7 protein-coding genes are annotated in these 10,116 nt (G+C 47.1%); 2 read left to right on the top strand and 5 right to left on the bottom strand.

Translation table 11 applies throughout. The features are described from left to right. Positions 1-132: 132 nt before the first annotated feature. From HUX64_RS11680 to HUX64_RS11660, 5 genes are all read right to left on the bottom strand, one after another. A complete protein-coding gene (locus HUX64_RS11680; RefSeq protein ID WP_174626411.1) occupies positions 133-1,677 on the bottom strand; it encodes a 2-isopropylmalate synthase in 1,545 nt (514 codons plus the stop codon). Between the two features lie 240 nt (positions 1,678-1,917). Then, entirely contained in the window at positions 1,918-2,658 is a 741-nt protein-coding gene (pssA, locus tag HUX64_RS11675) for a CDP-diacylglycerol--serine O-phosphatidyltransferase (protein ID WP_174626410.1), read from the bottom strand. A gap of 302 nt (positions 2,659-2,960) precedes the next feature. After that, positions 2,961-3,161, bottom strand: a complete 201-nt coding sequence (locus HUX64_RS11670) for a CstA-like transporter-associated (seleno)protein (RefSeq protein ID WP_174626409.1) — start codon at positions 3,159-3,161, stop codon at positions 2,961-2,963. Beyond that, entirely contained in the window at positions 3,161-5,230 is a 2,070-nt protein-coding gene (locus tag HUX64_RS11665; RefSeq protein ID WP_174626408.1) for a carbon starvation CstA family protein, read from the bottom strand. The genes HUX64_RS11670 and HUX64_RS11665 overlap by 1 nt, the downstream gene beginning before the upstream one ends. 295 nt (positions 5,231-5,525) lie before the next feature. After that, positions 5,526-6,827, bottom strand: coding sequence for a dicarboxylate/amino acid:cation symporter (locus tag HUX64_RS11660; protein ID WP_174626407.1), 1,302 nt, complete (start codon positions 6,825-6,827; stop codon positions 5,526-5,528). A gap of 306 nt (positions 6,828-7,133) precedes the next feature. Here HUX64_RS11660 and HUX64_RS11655 point away from each other — a divergent pair, with 306 nt between their 5' ends. Together HUX64_RS11655 and HUX64_RS11650 are read left to right on the top strand one after the other, a co-directional pair. After that, entirely contained in the window at positions 7,134-9,077 is a 1,944-nt protein-coding gene (locus tag HUX64_RS11655) for a diguanylate cyclase domain-containing protein (RefSeq protein WP_174626406.1), read from the top strand. 874 nt (positions 9,078-9,951) lie between these two features. Continuing rightward, positions 9,952-10,110 (top strand): hypothetical protein, encoded by a 159-nt coding sequence (locus HUX64_RS11650; protein ID WP_174626405.1) that lies wholly within the window; start codon positions 9,952-9,954, stop codon positions 10,108-10,110. Positions 10,111-10,116 lie beyond the last annotated feature (6 nt).

Below are 10,116 nucleotides of genomic sequence, written 5' to 3'. Positions count from 1 at the left end.
GTCGCGCCCCGCGCGGGCGCGTGGATTGAAACACAGATGCCATTTATGTATGAAATGGGCAAGAGTTAAATAAATGAAATCAGGAAGCAACACCCTTATTCTTCATGAGAGAATAAGGGTGTTGGATTTTAATTAAACATTCCCTTGTTGGGGATGTCTGCGTTGAACACAGCTATGCAGTTTATTTACTGCATTAATATAGGCTTTCGCCGAGGCAATGACAATATCGGTATCAGCCCCCAAACCGTTAACTATCCGGCCGTCTTTTTCAAGGCGGACAGTTACTTCGCCTTGTGAATCCGTGCCGTTCGTTATATTGTTGACTGAATACAATTCCAGCGTGGCTTTGGTCATTACCAGTTTTTCAATGGCTTTTAAACTGGCATCCACAGCACCGCCGCCATCAGAACTACCCATGACTTCCTTGTTATCCACTCGCAAGGTAACTGCTGCGTTGGGTATTTCACCGGTTTCCGAGTTGACCTTCAGGTATATCAATTTGACATACTCGTCTTCCGCTTCAAAACCGGCTTCCGAAATGAGCGCCTGCAAGTCCTCATCAAAAATTTCGTGTTTTTTATCGGCCAATTGTTTAAAACGGGAAAAAGCTTCATTTAAATCTTTCTCTGAGGAGAACTCAAATCCCAATCCATTTATCCGGCTTTTAAAGGCATTTCTGCCTGAATGTTTACCGATTACCATACGGTTAGCCGACCAGCCCACGTCTTCGGCGCGCATGATTTCGTATGTTTCCCGGCTTTTTAATATGCCATCCTGATGAATACCGGCCTCATGAGCAAAGGCATTGGCCCCGACTATGGCTTTATTGGGCTGTACAGGAAAGCCGGTAATAGAGGATACCAATTTTGAGCAATTCAGAATTTCCCGTGTATCCACACCCGTCTGACAGCTAAAAACATCCTTACGGGTACGAACCCCCATAACGACTTCTTCCAGTGAAGCATTACCGGCACGCTCGCCCAGGCCATTGATAGTGCACTCGATCTGGCGTGCGCCATTCATGACGGCCGACAAGGAGTTTGCCACGGCCAGGCCCAGATCATTATGGCAATGCACTGAAAAAACGGCTTTATCGGAATTGGGTACGCGTTTAATCAGATTGGCAATAGTCGCGCCGAACTGCTGCGGAATGCTGTAACCGACGGTATCAGGGATATTGACTGTCGTTGCCCCGGCATTAATAACTGCCTCAAGAATCCGGCACAAAAAATCTTCGTCCGAACGTCCCGCATCTTCAGGCGAAAATTCAACATCATCAGTGTACTGGGTGGCGCGTTTGACAGCCCTGACCGCGTGCGCAATCACCTCATCCGGCTGCATGTGCAGTTTCATTTGCATATGAATCGGCGAGGTGGCGATGAAAGTGTGAATCCGCGTTCTGTTGGCGTCTTTAAGCGCTGCGCCTGCGCGGTCTATATCCTGATCCAGCGCTCTGGCCAAACCGCATACGGTACTGTCTTTTATAATCCTGGCTACCGCCTGAACAGCTTCAAAATCTCCCGGACTGGCGGCGGGAAAACCGGCTTCGATCACATCAACCTTTAAACGTTCCAGCGCTTTGGCAATTCGCACTTTCTCTTCGCGTGTCATTGAGGCGCCAGGGCTTTGCTCGCCATCGCGCAAGGTTGTGTCAAATATAATTAACTTGTCTTTCATAAAAACTCCATTCATGGAGAACTATCAACTTTCGTTGATACATAAATAAGGGGAAAATTAATGATTAATGAAAAAAGATGGATGCCCGTCAGGGCAGGAGTCTTAAAGACAGACACAACCATGCCTGCAGCCGTGCTTCGGCTAATAATGCGCAAGCAAAAGTGTTTTTGAAAAGCATGGGGTTTTGAATCGACATGGCCGCAACTATACGCTGATGACAGCAGACCCTCAATCAGATTTTTACAATTTACGCCTTTGCCACTTGCGTCTGCGCATGACCAAAGTAACAATCGGTCCGGAAATGGCATAACCTAAAGATAACAAGAACAGCATGGTTTGCGGCTGGGCCATAATAAAGCCGATGCCCAGCATGACTGCAATAACTACAATAAAAGGCACTTTACCTTTTAAATCAATTTCCTTGAAGCTGGAATAACGGAAATTGCTGACCATGAGCAAACCCGAAGCCACCGTTAATACCAGGGCGACATATTTGAGTATTTCAGCATTATAGCCATGCTCCAGGCAAAACCAGATAAAACCTGCGATAATGGCCGCCGCCGCAGGACTTGGCAAGCCCTGAAAATAACGCTTGTCGGCAGATACCACTTGCGTATTAAAGCGGGCAAGTCTCAAGGCGCCGCCCGCCATATGAACAAAGGCCGCGAACAGGCCCAGTTTTCCCAAACCTGAAAAGGCCCATAAATACATGACCAGAGCCGGCGCCGCCCCAAATGAAATCATATCGGACAAACTGTCATACTGAACCCCGAATTCGCTCTGCGTGTTGGTCATACGCGCCACCCGGCCATCCAGCCCGTCCAGGATCATGGCCACAAAAATCGCCACAACAGCGGTCTCGTAACGTCCTCCCATTGCCGATGTAATGGCATAGAAACCGGAAAACAGCGCTCCCGTAGTAAACAGATTAGGTAATAAATAAATTCCGCGCCGGCGAATGGAAGGTTTTTCTGGTGTCATACTGGGTCAGCCCCTGGTTTTAAAATTTAATAATTAAATTATACAATGAGGCTATAAACCCTACCTAGCTCAATGGCATATTCGTATGACTTTTAGCTTCAGCATGGTTTCATTGATCAGGCGGCAAGGTGTGAAGATGAACTTTAAAAAGGAGGTTGCTTTATTTTACCGAAGTGAATGAGTTGCCTGCGTCTAGAGAAATCAAATCCAGCAAGCTGTTTATTAGTCAATAGCCGGCACAATGATTGTTTTTATTTATAGGGGAGGAAATCAAGGATTGTCGCTATTTAAAAATTATCCCTTTAACAACACCGCTTCACCCCTTCCCACTTATCATCCTGCCACTGCCTGAAAAACATCTCCTTGCTTAAAGGAGCATGGCAGCTGCTATTATCAGAATGGGCTTGATGATGCGCGTCAAAGTGCTTCAGGTATTGCTCGTAGGCATCGTCGCCGGACAAGCGGCGCACAATTTGCCATAATGATTTGAGTTTTCGCAGCATTAATCTCTCACCCACTTTTCAACAAACCGGCTTGCGGTATAGGGTGATTCTGTAGCCGGGGGCACTGTCTTTCCCACTTTATAATAAAAACACATCCGCAGCATATCGAATACGATCAGCCACAGCAGCATCACAAAAAATAGCGTCAACCCGGCATCCAGATGCAGGTTAAAAATCAATTGCGGTGCAATATCTGCTTTTTCTGACGGCATTGTTCCAGCCGCCAGCTTGTCACTCAGATCATTCGCCGCTGCAAAGAAGCCGATGCGGATATCGTTACTGGCAATTTTTTCCCATGCCGCGGTACTGGTAATAATGATTAGCCACAACAAGGGTAGAGCGGTCACCAGGGCGTATTTGGATTTGCCTGATTTGAACAGGATACCCGTGCCCACACACAGTGCAATCGCCGCTAGCATTTGATTGGCGATACCAAATAACGGCCAGAGAATATTGACGCCGCCGTTCGGATCTATGACGCCGATGTAAAGAAAATAGCCCCAGCCCGCCACTACCAGCGCACTGGAAAGAATGACTGATGGCAGCCATGAGGTCTGCGCCATTTTCGGCCAGATATTGCCGAGCATATCCTGCAGCATGAACCGGCCCACCCGCGTTCCGGCATCCAGCGTAGTGAGAATAAAGATGGCTTCAAACATGATGGCAAAGTGATACCACAGCGCCAGCAGGCTCTGGCCAAAAGCGTTGCCGAAAATGCTCGCCATGCCCACCGCCAAGGAAGGCGCGCCGCCGGTACGGGCAAACAGAGTCGCTTCGCCCATTTGCCTGGCCAGCATGTGCATCTGTTCTACTGTTACCGGGAAGCCCCACGATGAGATTTTTGCAACAGCGGCTACAGCCTCTTTACCGACTACGCCGGACGGGCTATTGATGGCAAAAAACACGCCGGGATCCAGCACGGCAGCAGCTATTATCGCCATGATCGCTACAAATGATTCCAGCACCATGCCGCCATAGCCGATCATGCGGATATCGCGCTCGCTGGTCAGAAGCTTTGGCGTAGTGCCGGAAGCGATCAGCGCATGAAAGCCTGAAATTGCGCCGCAAGCGATGGTAATGAAGACAAACGGAAACAGTTTGCCGCCGAAAATAGGCCCGGTTCCGTCGATGAACTGCGTCAGCGCCGGCATTTTAACATCCGGCTGCAGCATGATGATTGCTATTGCCAGCAAGGTAATGGTGCCCAGCTTTATAAAGGTCGATAAGTAATCGCGGGGCGCCAACAATAGCCATACCGGAAAAATAGCAGCGACCAGGCCATACGCCATCACCCACCACGCCAGGGTTAAGCCTTCGTGATCAAACAGGCTGCGCAAGGTCTGGTTATGATCGATCCAGCCGCCGCCCGCCACGGCAAGCAGTAACAAGATTACCCCCAATGCCGATGCCTCCAATATTTGCCCGGGACGAAAATGGCGCATATAAAAGCCAACAATCATTGCAATCGGAATGGTCGCCGTCACTGTAGAAGCCGCCCACGGGCTATGTTTCATTGCATTGACGACAATCAGGCCAAGCACGGCAATCAGGATGATCATGATGGCAAAAGTGGCTATCAGCGCCGCCGTGCCGCCTACCGGTCCTATTTCCTCACGCGCCATTTGCCCCAGGCTTTTCGCGTTGCGCCGGGTGGAAATAAACAATATCACCATATCCTGAACACAACCTCCCAGTACGGCGCCGAACAAAATCCATAAAGTGCCGGGAAGATAGCCGAATTGTGCAGCCAGGGTCGGGCCTACCAAAGGACCGGGACCGGCAATGGCGGCAAAATGGTGACCGAATACAATCCATTTATCAGTTGGCACGAAATCGCGGCCGTTGTCCAGGCGTTCGGCCGGCGTCGCCCGGGTTTCATCAATTGCCAGCACTCTCGCAGCAATCCATGCCGAATAAAAGCGATAGGCGATTGTATATATGCATAATGCAGCGGCAATGAACCACAAGGCGTTGATGCTCTCGCCGCGATTCATTGCGATGACGCCGACTGCCGACGCTCCGAAAATAGAAATCAGTATCCAGATGAAGTTTTTAGACAGGTTATTCATGATTAATCAATTCCGAAATATGTGCGGATAGTAGAGCTGATACCGGCTGCATAAATAATCCGGATGGCATTAAAAAATATGAGCTTATTTTAAGTCTTTAATCAAGATATACCAATTTCGATAGCAGCAAAAAACAGAGCATAGATATCATTTTTGCCGGCTAACAGTTGTGTAATCAAAGCGGCTTGGGGCTTATTGAAATGAGTACCTGCTCTCATTCTGGATTTTTAGAAAAATAAAAATAAAGCGAGCCATGGTGTTTATAGCCTTGATTGGAGCAGTCAAATTTGCCCGCTCAAGCTTTATCCTCCATTGTAACGGCATTCAATTCAGACTCAAGTTGCCGGACCTCCAATTCATTTTCCCACTTGGCCGCAACTATAGTAGCAACGCCGTTGCCAATAAGATTGGTCAGGGCACGAGCTTCTGACATGAAGCGGTCGATGCCGAGAATAAGAGCAAGTCCTGCGACGGGTATGGCTGGAATCGCCGAGAGAGTTGCGGCAAGGGTAATGAAACCGCTGCCGGTTACGCCCGCCGCGCCTTTCGAGGTGAGCAGCAGCACCCCGATAATGGTTAATTCCTGCATTAAAGTCAGCGAGGTATTGGTGGCTTGGGCAACGAAGATCGCCGCCATGACAAGATAAATTGCCGTGCCGTCGAGATTGAACGAGTAACCGGTTGGAATGACCAGGCCTACCACCGATTTGGAGCAGCCCAGTTTTTCAAGTTTAACCATCATGCGCGGTAATACGGATTCGGAGGATGAAGTGGCCAGCACAATAAACAGCTCCTCCTTGATATAGACGATAAATTTGATAATGCTGAAACCTGCAAAGCGGCTGATGAGTCCGAGCACCATGAAAATAAATACTAAACAGGTGAGATAAAAACTGCCCATCAGTTTTGCCAGCGGCGCAAGCGATACAATACCGTACTTGCCGATCGTAAACGCCATGGCGCCAAAAGCCCCCATGGGCGCCAGCTTCATAAGGGTCTCTACGATTCCGAACAAGGCATGGGATACTTTATTGATGAATACAATGACTTCGTTACCGGTTTCTTTCATGGCGGCAAGAGAGAAGCCGAACAATAATGAAAATAGTAATACCTGCAGTATATCGCCCTTGGCAAACGCATCGACTACGCTGGCCGGAATAATATTCAGAAGAAAATCTGCTGTATTTTTGGAGTTCGCCACAGTGGTATATGGAGATAAACTTTGGCTATCCAGTTTACTTGCGTCAACATTCATATCCGCACCGGGTTGAATGATATGGACGACAATTAGCCCGATAGCCAGCGCCAGCGTGCTCACGGCTTCGAAATAAATCAGCGCCTTAATGCCGACGCGGCCGATCTTGTCCATATCCTGCATACCCGCGATACCGCTTACCACCGTGCAGAAAATGATCGGCGCGATAATCATTTTAATCAGTTTGATAAAGCCGTCGCCTAGTGGCTTCATCGCTATACCGGTTTCAGGAAAGAAATGACCCAGCAGAATGGCAACGGCGATGGCGGTCAGGACTTGGGCATAAAGACGCTGGTGAAGTTTTTTCGGCGCTGAAACAGTTTGCCCAGGGGATATTTTCATTGTTGAATTATAGAATTTATCGAATTAATTTTGATAGGTGGTCATTATCACAGCGATACACCTTACTGCTTTATTCAAAAACCTGAATCTGGGCAAGTATTAAGTTTAGGTTGTTTTTAAGAATTGATCTGCAGAATCAACGCTTAAAGTGGAATACCCCCGGGTGCTAAACTAAACTACTAATAAAGTTGATAGAGCATTAAAATTATAACTGCCGCTTATTTCAGAATTTACTATACTTTTTATCAATTCTGATCTGAATAATTTGTAATTCTTCAAGTAAAATTACGCTACCTCTTTTAATCAATGCCTTATATTCTTTCTTTATTTCTTTGTATTTTCTTATTAAGCGGAACGTTTGGAGGCGACCCGCATGGAACTCCGGCAACGGAAAATAAAGCTGACCGGACAGTGCAATTGACGGCTAAGGAACAGGCATGGCTGGCGTCTCATAAAAATATTCGGATCGCTTTTGACGGCTCTTTGCCGCCCTACAGTTTTATCAATGACTCGGGGCACCTGGAAGGTATTGCCATTGAAACGGTTAACGCTCTGAGCCGACTGCTGGGCGTTAAATTTGAAATTTATCAGAATACCTCGTGGAATGAATTATATAAAATAGCCGCGGCGCGTAAAGTTGATATAGTCGCAACCATGGTTAATCGCCCCGAACGCAGACTCTGGTTTAATTTTACCCAACCCTATTTGACCAAATCCCTGGTGATTATGACCAAAAAGGGTAATGATACGATCAAGGAACGTACCGATCTTGCGGGTAAAAAAATCGCCATCGTTAAAGGTTATCAGTATGGAGACAGCGTTATCGAAGAGTTTCCTTCTGTCAAGCCCTATTTTGTGGATACCATGCTTGAAGGGCTTAATGCCGTCAGTGCAGGGAAGGCTGATGCTACCATTACTTTTATGGCTACGGCTAATTATCTGCAAACAAAATTTTTTCTGGACGATCTGAAATTCGCCGCCTTTTATGACCGCAACAGCGCCAATGAGAGTATGGCCGTACGCAAGGATTGGCCCATACTGGTGGCCATTTTACAAAAAGGGCTGGATTCGTTAAGCGAAGGAGAAATACAGAATGTCTTCGCCAAATGGGTTCCTAAATCCGAGCCTTCAATTGATTATTTGTTGCTGGGGAAAATACTGGGAGGTTTTTTTATTGTGCTGGTTTTTTTACTGTTATGGATTTTTCAGGTTCGGCGGCAAAATCAAAAAATTAACCAGTCAAAGAATGAAGTTCAAATTGCTAATAATAATCTCAAGGCATTGCAAAGCGAACTTGAGCATTTGGTATTAAAACGTACAGCCGAGCTTAACTCCAGCGAAAATAGGTTCGGTAGCCTGGTAGAGAATCTTCGTAACGAATACTTTTTTTATCAGCATGACAGTAATGGCATATTTACTTATGTCAGCCCTTCAATTACTAATATCCTGGGTTACACTCCAGAAGAATTCATGACCAATTTCCGTAACTATTTGACTGATAATCCCGTGAATTTGAAAATAGACGCTTGTACTGAACTCTGTGCTAAAGGCGTACCTAATCCTCCTTATGAGCTGGAAATCTATGATATAAGGCATGTACCGCACTGGTTGGAAGTAACAGATTCACCTGTATACAATGAATATGGCAACTGTATTGGCGTCGACGGGATTGTGCATGATATTACTATTCGTAAGCAGGCAGATGAGCGCTTGATCTGGCTGTCTTATTACGATGAATTGACCCGGTTGGCTAATCGCCGACTATTTACCGATCGTCTTCAGCAAACCCTCAATATGGCCAACCGTACAAAGTTGTCCTTTTCGCTTTTTTACCTGGATTTGGACCGCTTTAAATTTATCAATGACAGCCTGGGTCATGCTGCCGGTGACGAAATTCTTAAAGAATTAGCCCGAAGACTTCTCTCTACCGTGCGTGATTCCGACATAGCAGCACGACTCGGGGGCGATGAATTTGCCCTGATATTACCGGAGACTGATGCGGATGCAGCTGTGCTGGTCGCGGAAAAAATCCAGAAAATATTAAGAATGCCCTATTCCTTGAAGGGTGATGAAATTACTTTGGGTACAAGTATCGGCATTGCAATTTATCCTAAAAATGGCACCGACAGTGAAACCCTGCTTCATCATGCTGATAATGCAATGTATTTTGCCAAGAAGGAAAAACTCGGATTTTCTTTCCATTCCGAAAGTCCGCAACAAACAGCAAATTATTATATCCATCAAGCTTGACAGTAAACAAGTCCCTTAAAATTCTCGCCTCAACAATAAAGAGCCAGGAGTAAATATCGATGGAAATATGAATAAAGGGCATCCTCAGCCTGCCGCACACAGGGGAGGGGCTCTTTAGTGATAGTTTTAATCCCGACTGGAAATGCGCCGGTTATCTATTAGGTAGCTAATCTGTTAGCTATATATATAACCGGCGCCCCGCCAATTTGCAGTTCAACGAATATTTTCCCTACCCCGGCTAGCCCTGGCTCATATTGAAGCACTCAGCCCCATCAGCATCCTGCTGTAAATTCAGCAAATTGAAGGCTTTAAGTCCCGCGAAGCTGTTAGCAGACGAAATAAAGATTGCCGCCGCTTATTATTCGGTTGCTTGCCAGGGGCATTGATGGATTGGTCAACAGCGGCATTGCCCAAAGCACGGCCTGATAGCCTACGGTTTTATAGCACTTTATGAGACAAGAAGATCTTCAAAAGTCCTCCCAAAATATGCATTTTTTGCGTGAGCATAACAGCGCGGTTCTTGATAGCATGCTATACCCCGCTTGCGCGGCTTTATTCAGTCATTAAGCGGCAACGATATTTTTGAGTTCGTTTGTCGGCAACTGATACGGCTGTGTGCTTCGGCTGGGGATGAAGGCGTCGCGCACTGGAAACTGCCTAAATGCAGCCGGTTAGTCTCCCATGGAGACTTGGGGCAACTCTTCGACATGAGGCTAATCAAATTCTGCATGAGCTTCCTGCCTGGTGGCAGAATATCGGTGTATTACCTGACGATGCGACAGACGCCTTAACCAGCCGTGCGGGATCCGAACGCCATAATCGGGCCTGCTGACAACAGCTTGCCGATCGGATTCATCCCTGGCAACTCAGCCCCATGGCAGATAATAAACCCGGATGCGCAATAAGCAACAGCGGCTGGCGGCTGTTTCGCTTATGCCCGCACTTGGGGCTAAGCGCGGGCTGTGTGCAAAATCTGCACAACCAGGATTTGCAGCCCATGCTGAGGATAGTGGATGAATTTGATGTCACGTAAAACAGT

Source organism: Candidatus Methylobacter favarea, from assembly GCF_902806695.1.
Classification (GTDB): domain Bacteria; phylum Pseudomonadota; class Gammaproteobacteria; order Methylococcales; family Methylomonadaceae; genus Methylobacter_B; species Methylobacter_B favarea.
Note: the sequence above shows the minus strand (reverse complement) of the source record. Positions and strands in the feature narration are given on the sequence as shown.